This is a genomic window from Roseateles sp. GW821-FHT03B02 (assembly GCF_059421025.1).
On sequence record NZ_JBWKUV010000003.1, the window covers coordinates 292,265 to 308,966 of the forward strand.

At 70.9% G+C, this 16,702-nt stretch carries 12 protein-coding genes; 3 read left to right on the forward strand and 9 right to left on the reverse strand.

Going from position 1 to position 16,702, the window contains the following annotated elements; translation table 11 throughout:
• Nucleotides 1–4: 4 nt before the first annotated feature.
• From AC07VX_RS11120 to AC07VX_RS11150, 7 genes are all read right to left on the reverse strand, one after another.
• Complete coding sequence (locus AC07VX_RS11120; protein ID WP_493164788.1) at nt 5–976, reverse strand: helix-turn-helix transcriptional regulator; 972 nt, start codon at nt 974–976, stop codon at nt 5–7.
• Between the two features lie 61 nt (nt 977–1,037).
• Entirely contained in the window at nt 1,038–2,312 is a 1,275-nt protein-coding gene (locus tag AC07VX_RS11125) for a winged helix-turn-helix domain-containing protein (RefSeq protein WP_493164789.1), read from the reverse strand.
• A 100-nt stretch (nt 2,313–2,412) separates the two neighbouring features.
• On the reverse strand, nt 2,413–2,916 hold the full coding sequence (locus tag AC07VX_RS11130; RefSeq protein WP_493164790.1) for a chemotaxis protein CheW: 504 nt from the start codon (nt 2,914–2,916) through the stop codon (nt 2,413–2,415).
• Nucleotides 2,917–2,923: 7 nt separating this feature from the next.
• Complete coding sequence (locus tag AC07VX_RS11135) at nt 2,924–4,486, reverse strand: methyl-accepting chemotaxis protein (RefSeq protein ID WP_493164791.1); 1,563 nt, start codon at nt 4,484–4,486, stop codon at nt 2,924–2,926.
• Between the two features lie 198 nt (nt 4,487–4,684).
• Nucleotides 4,685–4,918 carry a DUF1653 domain-containing protein gene (locus AC07VX_RS11140; protein ID WP_493164792.1) on the reverse strand — a complete coding sequence of 78 codons (234 nt, stop codon included), beginning with the start codon at nt 4,916–4,918 and terminating at the stop codon, nt 4,685–4,687.
• Between the two features lie 15 nt (nt 4,919–4,933).
• Nucleotides 4,934–7,780 carry a peroxidase family protein gene (locus AC07VX_RS11145; RefSeq protein ID WP_493164793.1) on the reverse strand — a complete coding sequence of 949 codons (2,847 nt, stop codon included), beginning with the start codon at nt 7,778–7,780 and terminating at the stop codon, nt 4,934–4,936.
• 110 nt (nt 7,781–7,890) lie between these two features.
• Nucleotides 7,891–8,760: a substrate-binding periplasmic protein gene (locus tag AC07VX_RS11150; RefSeq protein WP_493164794.1), complete on the reverse strand. Its 870-nt coding sequence runs from the start codon at nt 8,758–8,760 to the stop codon at nt 7,891–7,893.
• A 49-nt stretch (nt 8,761–8,809) separates the two neighbouring features.
• On the opposite strand from AC07VX_RS11150, the gene AC07VX_RS11155 reads away from it, so the two are divergent.
• Both AC07VX_RS11155 and AC07VX_RS11160 read left to right on the forward strand, forming a co-directional pair.
• Nucleotides 8,810–9,847, forward strand: a complete 1,038-nt coding sequence (locus AC07VX_RS11155) for a S66 peptidase family protein (protein ID WP_493164795.1) — start codon at nt 8,810–8,812, stop codon at nt 9,845–9,847.
• Between the two features lie 31 nt (nt 9,848–9,878).
• A complete protein-coding gene (locus AC07VX_RS11160) occupies nt 9,879–11,162 on the forward strand; it encodes a glycosyltransferase family 4 protein (protein WP_493164796.1) in 1,284 nt (427 codons plus the stop codon).
• 24 nt (nt 11,163–11,186) lie between these two features.
• Here the strand turns inward: AC07VX_RS11160 and dacB are convergent, their stop codons facing one another.
• The gene (gene dacB, locus AC07VX_RS11165) at nt 11,187–12,602 is read right to left on the reverse strand and encodes a D-alanyl-D-alanine carboxypeptidase/D-alanyl-D-alanine endopeptidase (protein ID WP_493164797.1); all 1,416 of its coding nucleotides are present in this window, start codon (nt 12,600–12,602) and stop codon (nt 11,187–11,189) included.
• Nucleotides 12,602–13,534, reverse strand: a complete 933-nt coding sequence (locus AC07VX_RS11170; RefSeq protein ID WP_493164798.1) for an ornithine cyclodeaminase family protein — start codon at nt 13,532–13,534, stop codon at nt 12,602–12,604. Before AC07VX_RS11170 ends, dacB begins: the two co-directional genes overlap by 1 nt.
• 208 nt (nt 13,535–13,742) lie before the next feature.
• Here AC07VX_RS11170 and AC07VX_RS11175 point away from each other — a divergent pair, with 208 nt between their 5' ends.
• Nucleotides 13,743–16,604: a TonB-dependent receptor domain-containing protein gene (locus AC07VX_RS11175; RefSeq protein WP_493164799.1), complete on the forward strand. Its 2,862-nt coding sequence runs from the start codon at nt 13,743–13,745 to the stop codon at nt 16,602–16,604.
• Nucleotides 16,605–16,702 lie beyond the last annotated feature (98 nt).

A 16,702-nucleotide genomic window follows, 5' to 3' on the forward strand; every position in this document is an offset into this window, starting at 1 on the left:
CGGCTCATCCGTCATGCACGGCCGCCAGCTCGCAGGCCCAGGCCGCCAGCTGCGCCCGCACGGCAGCCGGCTCCAGCACCTGGGCTTCGGGCGCGAGGGATAACACCAGCCTTGCGGCCTGCACGACGCCTTCGATGGGCAGCTTCACGCGCGCCCAGCGCCGCTCGCCCGCCGGCTTCTCGGCCACGGCCGCAGCGACGGCCTGCGCGGCGTAGCTGCCTTTCTCGGCCAGCCGCCGACGCCCCTCGGCCGTCACGCGCAGCAGCGCCGTCTCGGGCCGCAGCTCGCGCTCGAAGCGCTGCAGCGACGCCTGCCACCAGGCCGCCAGCTCGAAATCCTCGGGGCGCTCGAAGCTCTCTTGCCTCACGCGGAGCGCCTGGATGTTGCCGACCTTCAGCGTCAGCGTGCGCGCGCCGGCCCGCGCGACGGCATACCAGCTGCCGCCCTTGAGCACCAGGCCCAGCGGCTCGGCCTGCCAGTGTCGCTCGCCCTTCCAGCTCAGGTAGTCCAGCTCGACGCGTCGGCACTCCAGCACCGCCTGCGCCAGCGCCGGCAGGTGCGCAGCCGGCTCGCCGCCCTGGTACCAGTCCAGCGGGTCGACGTGCAGCCGCGCCTGCAGCCGGCCGGCAAGTGCGGCCGTGTCGCCCGGCAGGGCCGACTGCAGCTTGAGCCGCAGCCGTTGCGACGCCGCGCCCAGACCCAGCTCGCTGGCCGCACCCGGCAGTCCCAGCAGCGGCAAGGCCTGGGCCTCGTCGCCCAACAGGCCGTTGAGCCGCGTGGCGAAGCCTTCCTTCAACCGGAAGCCGCCGCCGCGCCCGCGCTCGGCGTAGACCGGCACGCCGGCGGCCGAGAGCTCGTCGATGTCGCGCAGGATGGTGCGCACCGACACCTCGAACTCGCGCGCCAGCGCCGGCGCCGTGATCTGCGGGCGCAGCTGCAGCAGGATCAGGATGGACAGCAGGCGGCTGGCACGCATGTCGAGGGGCCTCGGCGATACATGCCGGCGATTGTCAGCTTCCGATGCGCGCGGCCAGCCCTCAGCCCTGGGCCGCGGCCCGCCACCTGAACTGCGCCTGCAGCCGCTGCACGCGTGGATGCGCCTGCAGCCGCTGCAGCGGCGCATTCAGCAGCAGCGGCAGCAGCAGCCCGCAGCGGGCCAGGAACGCCGCGTCGATCAGGTCCACGGCGCGATCCAGCTGGCCCAGCAGCACCAACGCCGGCGCCAGCAGCACGTTGCTGGGCGCTCCGGCCTGCTCGCCGGCAAGCATCGCGTCGATCGCGGCCCTGGCCTGGTCGATCTCGCCGCAGCGCGCGAGCACGAAGGGTTGGGTGGCACGCACATAGGACGGCACATCGGCCCGCGCAAGCAGCCGCAGCGCCGGCGCGATCAGCTCGGGGCCCGGGTGGTGGCTCGCGCGCAGCAGCAGCCGCTGGCCGATGGCGATGACACTGTCCGGGTGGTCCAGCTCGGCCCGCTCGGCCTCTCGCAGTGCGGCCTCGGCCTGGCCGTCGTAGCTCAGGGCGCGCGAGAGCATCACGCGCGGATAGACGGCGAAGGGCCGCTGCGCCGCCGCGCGCTGCAGCACTTCCGCGGCCTCGCCGCTGCGGCCGGTGGCCAGCAAGTGCCAGCCGAACAGCGGCAGCAACTCGGCGTCATCCGGCTGCTCGCGGTAGGCCGCCCGGAAGAGCTGCTCGGCATCGTCGAAGCGCCAGTCCATGTCTGCCAGCCAGGCACGCGCGGCGCGCAGGCCGCAGGCTCGTGCGTCGTGGCGCTGCGCCGCGTCCAGCTGCGCCTGGCCTTCGGCCACCGTCACGCCCAGCTCCGCGGCCATGCCCCAGCCCACGGCCGCACCGATGGTGGCAGCCAGCGACACGCGGGCAGGCGCGTAGCCGGAATATTCGGCCACGATGGCGCGCAGCACGGTCAGCGCCCGGCCCATGGCGCGCGGCGTGCCGTGCTGGGCCAGTTCCCAGGCATGCAGATAGGTTTCGACGACGTCCGGCGGCGCCTTCACCACGGCCAGCATGCGGTTGTGAACGACGGGCTCCGGCTGCACCAGCCGGTAGCCGAAGCCGTAGACGGCCTCGATCCTCACGCCCGGCAGTGCGCGGCGCAGCTGACTGATGCAGCGCGTGAGACTGTCGTCGGACACCGCCGAGCCGCCCCAGACCTGCTCGATGATGTCGGCCTTGCTGACCGCCTGCGGCTGGGCGCGGATCATCAGCGCCAGCACGGCGCTCTCCTTGGGTGGCAGGAACAGCGGCGCGCCCTGCCAGGTGGGCAGGCCGTCCGGCGTCAGATCCAGGCCCATGGCGCGTCAAGTGCTCCCGTCGCATCGCATCCGCGACGGCGGGTGCCTGGCCGCACTCTAGTGACGCCCCCGGCTGCCCGATGGCGGAAATTCCCGCCCTTCAGGGCAAATTGCACGGCGTGCCCGCCAGCCCCAGCGCGGGGTTGGCGAGCAGGCGTTCGATGTCCATCAGGATCAGCATGCGACGCTGCACCGTGGCGATGCCGGTCACGAAGCCGGTGTCCAGACCCGGGCTGCGCAGGCGCGGCGCGGGACGGATGTGCTGAGGGCCAAGCTCCAGCACGTCGGACACCGAGTCCACGACGAGGCCCACCACGCGGCTGCCGAGGTTGAGCACGATGACGCCGGTCAGCGGCGTGCACGGCGCCGCCTGCCCGAAGGCTACCCGCAGGTCCACGAGGGGTGCAACGGCGCCGCGCAGGTCGAGCATGCCGCGCAGCGCGGCCGGCGCACCGGCGATGCCCACCGGCGGCTCGTAGGAGCGGATCTCCCGCACCTGGCCGATGCCGATGCCGTACTCCTCGTCGCCGAGGCGAAAGCTCAGGTACTCGGCCGGCACGGCAACGCCCGGCGCTAGCGCTGGCGCCACGGTCTGGTCGTTCATGGCGGCCTCAGGCGACCAGCGCGTGGTCGATGCGGAACACCGACACGGCCTCGGTCAGCAACCGGGCCTGCTGGTTCAGGCTGTCGGCCGCGGCCGCGCTTTCCTCCACGAGCGCCGCGTTCTGCTGCGTGACTTGGTCGAGCTGCTGCACGGCGTCGCCAACCTGGCCGATGCCCTGCGACTGCTCGTTGCTGGCCGCACCGATCTCGCCCATCAGGTCGCTGACGCGCTTCACCTGCGACAGGATCTCGGCCATCGTGCGGCCGGCCTCGTCCACCAGGCCGCTGCCCTGCTCCACCGTCTCGACGCTCTGGCCGATGAGCACCTTGATCTCCTTGGCCGCCTCGGCCGAGCGGCTGGCCAGCGCGCGCACCTCGGACGCCACGACGGCGAAGCCTCGGCCCTGCTCGCCGGCCCGCGCGGCCTCCACGGCCGCGTTCAGCGCCAGGATGTTGGTCTGGAAGGCGATGCCGTCGATGGTGCCGATGATGTCGGCGATCCTCTTCGAGCTGGCCGACACGCGGCCCATCATCTCGACGACCTGACCCACCACCTCGCCGCCCTGCGAGGCGACGGCCGAGGCGCTGGCCGACAGCTGCGTGGCCTGGCGCGCCGTGTCGGCGTTCTGCTGCACGGTGGTGGTCAGCTGCTCCATGGACGCCGCCGTCTGCTGCAGGTTGGACGCCTGCTCCTCGGTGCGCTGCGACAGGTCGGCGTTGCCCGAGGCGATCTGCGACGAGCCGGTGGCGATGGAGTCCGAGCTGTTGCGCACGCGGTCGATGAGGCGAGTCAGGCTGCCGGTCATGTCCTGCAGGGCCTGCAGCAGTTGGCCGGTCTCGTCCGAGCTGCGCACGACGATGCGGCGGGTGAGGTCGCCTGCGGCCACGCTGCGGGCCACGGCCACGGCCTCCTGCAGCGAGCGCGAGATCAACCGCGCCACCACCAGCGCCAGCGCCAGACCCAGCGCCGTGCAGCCGACGATGACGGCGATGACCCAGCCGCGCGCGCTGGCATACAGCGTGTCGCCCAGGCGGTTGGCCTCGTCGGCACCAGCCTCGTTGACCTTGATGATCGCTTCGATGCGCGCCTCCATCGCCCGGAAGGTGTCCTTCGCCGCCCCGCGCATCAGCGCCATGGCCTCGTCGTTCCTGTGCTCGCTGGACAGGGCCAGCAACTGCCGGTGCACGCCCAGGTAGCTGGCGTACAGCTCGGAGAACTCGGCGTAAGCCTTCTTCTCCTCGGGCTCCGACACCAGGATCTCGTAGGTCTTGCGGTCCTTGTCCAGCTTGGCGATAAGGCCGGTCATCGTGTCTTCGTAGCCCTTCTTGAGCTCGGCCGTGTCGGCCAGCACGTGCTGCTGCGAAAACGACCGAAGGCGGGCCAGGCCGTAGCGGATGTCGCCGGCGGACTTGATGGCCGGCATCCAGTTGGTGGCCAGGTCGGTGGCCGTCTGATTCACGCGGGCCAGCTCGACGATGGCAAACACACCGAGCCCGGCGGTCAGCAACAACACGGCAACGAAGGACCCCACCAGCTTGGTGGCGATCTTCAGGTCATAGAACCACTTCATGAATCAAGGTCTCCGGCTTGGTTTGGACAACCATCGCACCCCGCATTCAGGGGGGGTCAGGCCATGCAAACATCGTAGAAACCCTAATTCGCGAGATCCTGATGAAAAGCTGATGACAGCCTTCTGTCAGGCAGGCACCCGTGACTTATTGCCGGTCAGCCGATGCAAGCGGCTGTCCCGCTGGCGACTCGCCCCGCCTCAGCCAGCGGGCGCGAAGCGCCGCTGCTCGACGCCATCGACGACGATGCTGCCGGTGAACATCTCGAAGGGCCGGATCCACCAGCCGCTGTCGTTGTAGAGCGGCCGGTAGACCACCATCGCCTCCAGCGTCTCGCTGTGGCGGGCGACGGCGAGCACCTCGTATTCGCCGCCCTTGTAGTGGCGGTAGCGACCGGGGGCCAGGGTGGGCAGCGGGGGCAGGTCTGAGCTCATGCCCCCGATTTCACCTCAGGGCTGCTTGAAGGCCGGATCGCTCTCCGCCCCCTTGCGCGGCTGCCAGCCCAGACCGTAGTACTCGCCACGGTCGCGTGCCCAGGGGTCGAAGGCGTTGACGACGTGGCTGAGTTCGTCACCGAGCTCGGGCACGGTGCGCAGCAGCACGCGCTTGAAGGGCGAGACCTCGATGCGATGGCCGTTGCTCTCGCGGGCCTCGAACTGCTTGCCCGTCGGGCCGCTGTTCATCAGCCATTCGATGCCGAGGTGGCCGTAGAACTCGGGGCGGAAGCTGCTGGTGAAGAAGCGGTCGCTGAAGAGCCGGCGCGAGGCGTTCAGGATGAAGACCTGGAACTGCGTCTCCGAGATCGCGTAGCCGTGCGGCCGCGTGAACTCGGACAGCCAGCCGACCACCGTGTCCACGTCCTCGATGTTGTCGACCACGCTGCCATCGGGCCTGCCCAGGCAGTCGTTGATAGGGCTGCCGTCGGGGTTCTTCTGCGCGGCGGTGATGACCTTCTTCGCATCGCAGGTGTGCTGGCCGTAGACGCTGCGCAGGTCGGCTATGGCCCTCTGCTGGCGGGCGCGTTCGGGCGAGCCTTGGGGCAGCCGCGCGTCGATGAAGTCGTCGAAGCTGGTTAGCTGGCGCAGGCCGTACTGGCGGCGGAACTCGTTGAAGCGCGGCACGCCATGCTCGCGGTCGCGGATGATGTCTAGCGCGGCGACGTCGATCCTGCCGGTGGCGGACTGCAGTCGCGGGATGGCCAGGTTCTGCAGGAAGGCCGGCGTGTTGCCCAGCGTCAGCAAACCCAGGCGCTGGCGCCCCATGGACAAGGCCCAGTCCGCCACACCCTCGTTGGCCAGCGCCGGCGTGGCCTTGGCGCGGAAAGTCTCGATGACGGGCACCTTGGCGGCGATGCGGTTGGGGTCGCGGTCCCAGTGGCGCAGCTCGATGAGGTCGGGCACCAGCGCATGCAAGCGGTATACGCTGACGAACTCCTCGGGGAAGTTGAATGGCGAGCCGAAATGGTTGACGCCGCCGTTCACGTGATCGGGGTTGGCCAAGTTCCAGATGTCATCCTTCTTCGGGTCGTGGCGGGCGAAGAAGCGGTCGTCCTTGTAGACCTGCGCACCCAGGCCGAAGATGCCCGGCCCCGAGGCCAGGGCCGAGTACCACTGGCCAGCTTTCTTGGCGTCGGTGCTCTTGCCGAAGTTCTGCACGACGATGGCTTCCAGGGCGTTCTCGACAAAGGGATGGCCTTCGAACAGCCCACCCCAGTTGGCATTCATGCCCAGGTACAGCGGCTCGTCGTAGAGCAGCTGCGTCGTCCATTCGATGGTGTGGATCTTGGCGATCTCGGCGGCGACGACGAGGCGGCCCACCTCGAACAGCACGTCGGGCGACACATCGCGGTAGCGGATCACGGCCGTCGGATGGGCGGGGTCGCGCAGGCCGGAGTCGCCGTCGGGTGTGGCCGCGGCGCGGCGGCGGAACTCGGCGACGAAGGCGTTGTGCTCGCGCGAGAACACCGTCTGGTAGAAGCCGACGCCGATGCTCCAGTTGTCCGGGAAGGCCGCCGCGCCCTGCCCGGCCCATTGCGGGAGGATGGGGTCGCCGGCCGCAAAGACCGGCAGTTGGCCCAGGGCCTCGCCGGCACCGGCGCGGGTGCCGGCCGGCATCAGCAACCGGGCCGGGTCGGCCGGGTCACGCTTCACGCGCTGGCGCGAGACGGCGTTGTAGCCATAGATCTGCGAGGCATCCCACCAGGCGGTGTTGTTGTTGGCATGGGTGCGGAAGGCGCGCGCCAAAGGCTTGGCTCCATCGGCGGCGGCGTAGCGCGGCGGAGCGCCGCCGTCGGCCACGAAGGCGCGGTCGATGCGGTCGTCGGGCCGGCAACCCAGCCTGGCCGCGTCGCCGGAGCAGCCCACGGCCATCCACTGAGGCGCATTGGCGCCCTCCTCCATGTGCGAGAACCAGTCATGCGTCATGAACTGGATCCAGAAGGCCGCCAGCACATTGAAGAACGGCGCCTTCTGGTAGTCGCAGTTCGCGTCCACCGGGTTGCCCGGCAGGCCCTGGCCGTCGCGGCACCTGGCCGGGTCGCTCTGGGCACGGGTGAAGAGCTTGCGGCTGATGAGCTGCGGGTCGGGCTGCAGCAGCGCGAGGCGGTCGCCATGACGGTTGCGGGCGAGCTGGTCGTCGCTGATGTCGGGATAGGTGGCCTCGAACTGCACGTTGCGCGCGAACAGCGCGCCGGCCGAGCCCATCCGGGGGTTGCGGATGTCGTTGCAGATGCCGTCGAGCTGGCGCCAGCGGATCAGCTCGCCCTGACAGAGCTGAGCGCCGTCGCCGCCCACGGCTGCGTAGAAGGGCGAGCTGGCCGGCAGCCGCATCGAGGGCCAGGTCTTGATGGCCGCGCCGGCCACGCCGTCGCGGCCCAGCGCGTAGTCGGCGAAGCTGCCGGAGTTGTCGAAGAGATTGAACTTGATCAGCTCCATGCGCTGGTATTCGAGGTCCAGCAGCGCGCCATCCACACCGCGGCCGTTCGCCCCGAGATGGCTGCCGACGCCGCTCGTGCCGGGCAGCAGCGAGGCCGTGTCTCCCGTGGCCCAGTAGTTGGCCCAGTCGACATAGGGCGTGTGGCGAAACGCCGCGGCGCGGTCGCTGCCGCGGCAGCGGGCCACGTCCTCGCCCACCTTGCCGTTGAAGCGCTCGCCGCGCTCGTCGGCCACCTTGCGCAAGCCGCCGGCCACCATGGCTGTGCAGCTCCGGGTGTCATCCAGGCTGGCCTGGGGGCTGGTGCTGACGCAGCCTGCCAGCACCGCGAGGGGCAGCAGCCAGCCGAGCAGGGCACGGGTCATGGGCGTCTCCTTGTGATCGTTCCGCGAGGAAGCGAACAACATAGCCAGCCCGCCACGGCAGCGTCAATCCTGCGAAGCATCGCCATCCTCATTCCGAGGATGGCCCCGGCCTAACCCGGCGGCAGCCGGCAGGCGCCGTCCGCCTTCGCGGCAGCGGACTCCTTGCACAAGGCCCGCCACAGCCGCAGCGCGAAGGCCTTGCCGCCCTGCGCCAGCGCCGGCGCCACGCCCGCGAAGAGATGCCGCCGCTCCACGGCCGGCGCCAGCCGCTCGATCTGGCGCGCCAGCTGCACGTCGCGCCGCAGTCGGTCATCGACGAAATAGCTGTGCATCAGCAGCAGCGGGGTGCGGCCCGCCGCCAGCTTGAGAAGGGCGCTCTCATGGCTGGGCGCGGCCTCCAGCGGCCAGCCACGCTCCCTGGCCAACATCTCGGTGCGCGTGCCCGCCGTGACGCCGACCCGCGCGTCCGTCGGCAGGCCGGTGATCGTCTGGCCTTCCCAGCCGATGCCGCTGCCGCTGCGCGCGTACAGCACGTACTCGACCACGCCCAGGCTGAAATCGAATTCTCCGCGGCGCCCCTCGCGCGGCGGCAGGGCCAGCAGGGCCGCGATGGGCCCGCCCTCGCCCACGCCGATCACCACGTCGATCTGTCCGGCCTCGATCATGGCGCGCAGGCGGCGCAGCGGCAGACGCAGCATCTCGGCGCGCTCCAGGCAGCCCAGCTGGCGCAAGGCACGGCGCATCCAGTCCACCAGCAGGCCCGGCGGATGCGCGAAATCCTCGCCCCGGCCCCGCATGAAGGGCTCGGCCGGGCCTTCGGGGAAGGCGATGCGCAGCCGCTCGGGGCAAGCCGCAGCGTCCGCCGCCTGGGCCTGGGCGACGATGGCCGCCGCCCACAGCCCGAGGAGCGCCGTCAGGCGGCGCAGTGCGCCAACCACCCGCGTGGCGAACACAATGCGGCGCAGCGTCGACGGTTCCACCCGACCAAGTATCCGGCGCCAAGCTCATTTCCCACTCTTTGCAAACGATATGACTCCGTCTCGCCGCCAACTTCTGCACTTCGGCGCCGCCAGCGCCGGCCTGCTGGCCGCCGCCCGCCCGGCCGCGGCCGCGGGCGGCGCCGTGCTGGCGCCACGCCTGCGCCCGGGCGACACCCTCGGCCTCGTCAGCCCGGCCAACGCCACCTTCGAGCGTGAGCCGCTGAAGATGGCCATCGAGGCCCTGCAGGCTCTGGGCTTCAAGGTCAAGCCGGGCGAGTTCGTGGCCGCGCGGCGGGGGCCCTTCGCCGGCACCGACACCCAGCGCGCCGCGGACGTGAACGCCATGTTTGCCGACGACTCGGTGGCCGGCGTCCTGGCGATGACCGGCGGCTCGGGCTGCAACCGCATCGTCGACAAGCTGGACTACGACCTGATCCGCCGCAAGCCCAAGTTCTTCGGCGGCTTCAGCGACCTGACCTGCCTCGTCAACGCCATCCACCGCCAGACCGGCCTCGTCGCCTTCCATAGCCCGGTGGCGGTGTCGGAGTGGAACGACTACTCGGTGCAGAGCTTCAAGGCCGTGGCGATGAACGCCGAGGCGGCCGTGCTGCGCAACCCGGCGGTCAAGCCGGTGGACGACCTCGTCGCGCGGGAAGAGCGCATCACGACGATCCGCGCCGGCCGCGCGCAGGGCCGGCTGGTCGGCGGCAACCTGACCGTACTCGCCTCGCTGGCCGGCACGCCCTACTTCCCCGACTGCCGCGGCGCCATCCTGTTCCTGGAAGACATCAACGAATACATCTACCGCATCGACCGCTGCCTCTCCACGCTGCGGCTGACGGGCGCCCTGAGCCAGCTCGCCGGCGTCGTGCTCGGCCGCTTCACGAAGTGCGAGCCCGGTGACGGCTACGGCAGCCTGACGCTGGACGAGGTCTTCGACGACTACTTTCTGCCGCTGGGCGTGCCCGTGTTCCGCGGTGCGGCCATCGGCCACATCAAGCGCAAGCTGACGGTACCGGTGGGTGCGCCGGCCGAGATGGATGCGGAGGCGGGGACGATGCGGTTGCTGAGCCCGGCCGTGGGCTAAGTCTTCCCGACGCCAAGCCCCATATTGCCGCATGCGCGCCAGCGGACCCCGCCTGCTGCTCATCCTCACCGAATGGCCGCCGGCCGTCGGCGGCATGCAGACGCACGCCAGGTATCTGGCCGCGCACTTCGCGCGTCACGCCGCTTGCGTGGAGGTGCTGACCTATCGCGTGACCGACCCGGCCCTGGGCGAGGCCGCGCGGGCTTTCGACGCCGGCTGCGCGCATGCGGTGCATCGTGTGCTGTCGCGCCTGGGCTACTGGCACAACCAGGAACTGCTGCTGGAGCGCATCCGCGTGTTCAAGCCCGATGCGATCTACGCATCGACCGTGTTCTACGGCCTGCTGCGCTCAAGCGCCGGCGTTCCGGTCGTCTGTCGCTCGGTAGGCAACGATGTGCTGCGGCCCTGGCTGGGCTATCCCTATCCATGGGGCAGCCGGGTCATCGGCTCGGCGGCCATGCAGCGCGCGCTGAGCTGGTGGCTGGAGCACGGCAGGCACCCCGACTGGGTTGACCGCCTGTTCCGTGAAGGCCGCCACCGCGTGATGGGCCACGCTGCGAGGGCCCACAGCGGCATCCTGGCCAACAGCGACTACACGGCGAACCTGCTCAGGGCGATCGGCGTGGAAGGCGAGCGGATCGAGGTGGTCTCGGGCGGCGTCGCCACGGGCGAGTTCACCGCGCCCCCCTGTGCGCGCGCTGCCGCGCGTGCGGAACTCGGCGTGCCCGAAGACGCGCAGGTGGTGCTGACCGTGTGCCGGCTCGTGGAGAAGAAGGGCGTCGAAGTGCTGCTCGATGCCCTGGCCCGTTTGCGCCCTGGCTTCCCTGCGATTCGCCTGTTGATCGTTGGCGACGGCCGCCGGCGCAGGGCGTACGAAGCCTGTGCCGCGCGCCTTGGGCTGGGCGACGTAGTGCGCTTCGAGGGCCGCGTTCCGCACGAGCGAATTGCCCGCTACTACTGGGCGAGCGACGTGTTCGCGTTGGCCAGCTACGAGAGCCGCCACGCCGGTGCGCGCGACGTGGAGACGATGGGCCGCGTGCTGTGCGAGGCCAACGCCGCCGGTGTGCCCGTGGTGGCCACCGCCAGCGGGGGAACGCCGAGCGTCCTGCGTGACGCCGACAACGGCTTGCTCGTGACTCCGGGCGACGCCGAGGCGCTGGCCGCAGCGATCAGATCGCTGCTGAGCACGCCTGCGCAGGCCAGCCGCCTGGCTCGCAACGGGCTGGCGCGCGCGCGGCAGGAATTCGATTGGTCGGCGGTGATGGCCCGCAACGAGGCGGTCGTGGCCCGGTCCCTGGCGTCGCCGCCGCCGTGAGACAGCGGTCGCAAGGCCGCGCCGTCAGCGCTGCAACGCCAGCCAGTTCACCAGTGCATCGAGCACCGGCCGGCCCCTGGCCGCCGCCTCCGAATGGTTGAGCAGGGCGACGAAGACCCAGGGCCGGCCTGTCGCATCGGGCACGAAGCCCGCGAGGCCAACGGCATCGCGCAGCGTGCCGGTCTTGAGCCGCGCCTGCCCGCTGGCCGGGCCGTCCTTGAGGCGACGCGTCAGCGTGCCGTCCACGCCGGCGATGGGCAGCGTTCCCAGCAGCTCCGGCGCCTGCGGACCCGACTGGCCGGCGCGCAGCACGGCGGCGAGCTGGGCCGGGCTGATTCGCTCGCTGCGCGACAGGCCCGAACCGTTGTCCAGCACCAGGCCGGCGTCGCTCAGGCCATGCGCCGCGAACCAGCCGCGCACGCTGCGCTCGGCGGCGGCGAGCGTCGGCTCGCCGGGCTGCGCGGCCTGGGCGCCGAGCTGCAGGTAGATGAGCCGGGTCAGCGCGTTGTCGCTGCGCTTCATGACGCCGCGCAGCACCTCGGCCAGCGGCCGGCCGCGGTGGCTGGCCAGCACGACGGCACCGGCCGGCGCGGCGGCCTGCATGTCGCCCGGGCCGATGCTGCCGCCCAGCTCGCGCCAGAACTGGCGCAACGCCGTCGTCACCAGCCACTGGCGGTCGACGATCTGCAGCGGCGCACGCTGCTGGCAAGCGGCCGGGAAAGCCCCCTGCAGCGACAGCCGCCAGCCGTCGCCCGCCGGCTGCACGAGCGCGGGCTTCCAGTCCTCGTCCCAGTCCTTGCACGGCCGCGCGGACAGCGTCATCGCGCCCGCGTCCACCGCCAGCCCGGGCAGGGCCGGCAGCGTGCGCGCCGCCACGCCGCCGGGCGTGGCCTGCAGCTCGAAGTCGAGCAGGCTGCCGTTGAGGTGCAAGGCGTCGGGGATGACGTTGTAGGCGAACTCGGGCGCCTCGTCGAAGGGCGGCAGGCCGACGTCGAAGCGGACGGGATTGAACAGCGTGCGGTCCACGACGAGGCCGCCGCGGATCTCGCGCACACCGCTCTCGCGCAGCTGGCGCAGCAGCCACCACAGCGCCGGCCAGTCGAGGTCGGGGTCGGCGCCGCCGCGCAGGATCAGCGGGCCGTCGATGATCCCGCCGACAGGAGCCGACGCCGCCAGCAGCTCGGTGCGGCCGCGGTGGTTGATGCCCAGCCTGTCCAGCGCCACGGTGGCGGTGACGAGCTTCATCGTCGATCCCGGCGACATCGGCTCGTCGGCGCGCCGCTGCAGCGCCGGCCGCGAGCCGTCCAGCGGCTGCAGCACGAAGCCCAGGCTGTCGGCGGGCAGGCCGGCCTTGTCGAGCGCAGCCTGCACCGGATGGGGCACCGGGGTGCTGGCGCAGCCGGCCAGCAGCAGCGCGGCGGCGAGCAGGGCGATGCGCATCAGCACACCCCCAGCCGGTGCGCGACGAGGCGGGCCAGGGCCACGTCCTCCAGGCCGATGCCCACGCTCTTGTAGACGACGATGTCCTGCGGCCCGCGCGGGCGCGGATTGACGATCAGCTCGCCCAGCTCGGCGAGACGCTCCGGTGCGATGACGCCGGGCGCGGCCAGCACGATGTCGCCGGCCTCCTGCTGTGCGGCGGTCCGCCACTCGACGGCCACCAGGGCGGCGCGCCCCAGCAGCGTGTCGTCCAGCTCGCGCGCCGTCTTCGTGCTGGAGCCGACAGCCGCGACGAAGGCGCCGGGCCTCACGAGGGCGCCGTCGAACAGCGGCGTGGCCGAGCGCGTGGCGGTGGCGATCACGTCCACCTCGGCTGCCGCCGTGGCCGCGTCAACCGCGAACACGGGCAGCCCGAGCGCCGCCTGCAGCTCGGCAGCGAAGGCCTCGGCCCCCGAGCGCGCGCAGACCAGCACGCGCTCGAAGCGCCGCACCCGGCACAGCGCCTCGGCATGCGCCCGCCCCTGGATGCCGGCGCCGAAGACGGCCAGCGTCCTTGCGTCGGGCAGGGCCAGCAGGTCGGCCGCCACGGCGCTCGCCGCGGCCGTGCGCAACCGCGTGAATTCGTTGGCTTCCAGCGTGGCCAACGCCGCGCCGGTGTCGGCCGAGAACAGGCTGACAAGGAAGTTGTACCTGCCGTTGCGCGCCGAGTAGACCTTGGTGCCCAGCACCGCCGGCAGCGAGCCTTCGGCATCGAGGATGGCACCCATCGCGCTGATCGCCAGCGAGGCGCCGTCGCGCGTGGCGGTGGCGCGGTGGCGGGCCAGCACCTGGGCCTGGCCACGGCCATGCTGGGCGAAGGCGGCGCGCAGCGCGGCCACGGCACTGTCGGGGTCGAGATGGGCCGCGACTTCGGCCTCGGTGATCACTCGCATCGGGGGCTCCACAAACGCATGGCGCGGCACTGTAGAGGGGCCGGGCGCACCGCGGGCGTGCTTTCCGGCTGGCACGCATTCCCACAGGTTATGCGCAGCGCACAAGCATTCATTGAACGGCACGCAACACCTGGGGTGCCGCCCCATGGGCGGCTGCGCACGTGGCGGCGAACATGATCGGCAGTTGAATCCAAGAGGAGTCGTTGCGATGAAGTTGAACCGTCTTGTGGCAAAGCTGGCCGTGCTGGGGCTGGCCGCTCACGCCGGCGCCGCGCTGGCCCAGTCCGAGGGCACGAAGCTGGAGCGCGTGGAGGTCACGGGCTCCAGCATCAAGCGCCTCAAGGACGAGGGTGCCCTGCCCCTGCAGGTCATCTCGCGCAAGGACATCGAGCGCCAGGGCATCGTGTCGGCCGAGCAGCTGATCAGCACGCTGAGCGTCAACGGCAACGGCCTGGACAACCTGGCCTCCAACGCCGACGTGGTGGCCGGCCAGGCCCGCGGCAACAACGGCGCCTCCTCGGCCAACCTGCGTGGCCAGGGCGCGGCCAGCACCCTCATCCTGCTGAACGGCCGGCGCGTCGCCGCCCACGGGCTGAACGGCGGGGTCGTGGACCTGCAGCAGATCCCGTTCTCCGCCGTCGAGCGCGTGGAGGTGCTGAAGGACGGCGCCTCCGCCATCTACGGCACCGACGCCATCGGCGGCGTCATCAACTTCATCCTGCGCAAGGACTTCAGCGGCCTGGAGGCCCAGGCCTTCACCGACGTGACCGAGGCCGGCGGCGGCGCCATCAACCGCGTGAAGCTGACGGGCGGCTTCGGCAACCTCGCGAACGACCGCTTCAACGTGCTGGCCTCGCTGTCGTTCAGCGACGCCAAGATGCTGCGCGGCGACCAGCGCGACTTCGTCAACACCTTCCAGCCCAGCCGCGGCCTGTCGGTGGACACGCGCGGCACGCCCTATGCCACCGTCTTCGCGATCAACAGCCTCTACAACGCGCTGAGCCGCGACAACCTCAACACCACCGGCCGCAGCACGGGCCCCATCCAACCCGGCACGACGGTCGCGATGAACGGCATCAACGTGCTGGACCTGCCCGGCCAGGCCGGCTGCTCGTCCGTGCCCGGCCAGGCGGCGTACGACGAGGTGCTGTGGGCCACGCCGTCTGCCAAGTGGGGCTGCGCCTGGGACACCGGCCGCGCCGCCGTACTGCAGCAGCCCGTCAAGTCCACCAACGCCGTGCTGCGCGGCACGCTGGCCCTGGGCGAGCACCAGGTCTTCGCCGAGTTCGTCGGCGCCCATGTCGTCACCGACAAGAGCTTCTCGCCCAACCAGATCTCCAGCTCCACCTCCAGCACCAACCCCTTCTTCAACCTGGCCTACCCGAGCACCGGCGAGGCCTACAACACGGTCTTCAACGCGCTGGCCACCACCTTCCCGACGCTGGAGAAGAACCGCGGCCTGCCGCTGGCGATGCGCTGGCGCTGCATGCCCTGCGGCAACCGCGAGATCGAGACGACGGCCAAGACCCAGCGCATGCTGGTGGGCGCCGAGGGCCCGCTGTTCGGCGGCTGGGACTACAAGGTCGGCGCCTCGCAGGCCACCAGCGACACAACCTCGCTGCTCAAGCACGGCTATTTCTACGGCAAGCCCTTCGCGGCCCTCATCAACAACGGCACGCTGAACCCCTTCTCGGCCGACGGCTCGCAGTCCGCCGCCGCGATGACCGCGCTGGACAGCGTGCGCGCCGACGGCGTCACGCTGTACGGCGGCAAGTTCACGCTGCGCCAGGCCGACTTCACGGCCAGCGGCCCGGTCTTCAAGCTGCCGGCCGGCGACGTCATGGCCGCCGTCGGCACCGACATCCGCAACGAGCGCTACAAGTTCAACGGCAACGCGACCGACCTGGTCACGCAGGCCGCCATCTTCAACGCCCCCTTCGACAGCGTGAACACGCTGGACACCGTCAAGCGCGACATCAAGGCCGTGTTCGGCGAAGTGCTGGTGCCCATCGTCAAGGGCCTGGAGGCCAGCGGCGCCGTGCGCCACGACAGCTACACCGGCTTCGGCGGCACCACCAACCCGAAGTTCTCGCTGCGCTACCAGCCCTTCGAGCAGCTGCTGGTGCGCGCCTCCACCAGCCGCGGCTTCCGCGTGCCGACCTTCAACCAGCTCTTCAACGGCATCACGGTCTCCACCTACGCCGGCAAGGACCTGGTGGACCCGGGCAAGTGCGCCGGCGGCGTCGTCGACCCGACCAAGCCGGGCTGCGAGTCCATCACGCCCAACATCCTGACCGGCGGCAAGCCCGAGCTGGGCCCGGAGAAGAGCAGGCAATGGACCTGGGGCTTCGTCTGGTCGCCCGTTGCCGACGTGGCGCTGGGCGCCGACTGGTGGCAGATCCGCAAGACCGGCACCATCCAGGCCGTCTCGCTGTCTGACCTGGTGAAGAACTACACGCTGTTCCCGGACAACTTCATCCGCGACGCCTCGGGCACGCTGCAGGCCATCGACAACCGCAACGTCAACGCCGGCGAGACCATCACCAAGGGTGTGGACCTGTCGCTGAGCGGCACGACGATGATGGGCGCCGGCCGCCTGACGGCCAAGCTGGAAGGCAGCTATCTGCTCGACAAGCGCTCGCGCCTGATCACCAGCGCGCCCATGGGTGCCAGCGAGATCGGCGTGTTCACCCGCGCCGGCGACCTGGGCCTGCGCTGGAAGCACTCGGCAACCTTCGTCTACGCCGAGGGCGACTGGAGCGGCATGTTCCAGCAGCTCTGGCGCGCCGGCTACAAGGACGCCCAGCTTCCCGGCGTGGCCAACGGCAGCATCACGCCGCCGGACTGGAAGCCCAACGTGGCCAAGTACATCACCTACAACACCAGCATCAGCTACACCGGCATCAAGAACCTGGGCCTGACCTTCGGCATCAAGAACCTGCTGAACGACGACCCGCCGTTCTCGGCCGCCTACGACGGCAACACCGGCGCCGGCAGCTCGTGGGAACCCCGCGTGGCCGACCCGCGCGGCCGTGCCTACACCTTCACCGTGAACTACAAGTTCTGGTGATCGGCTGAGGACCGTCTGACTCCCTGCCGGCGGCGGACGCCGGCATTCACGGCCCCACCTCGGTGGGGCTTCTTTTTGGTTCTTCGCCGATGTCCGGG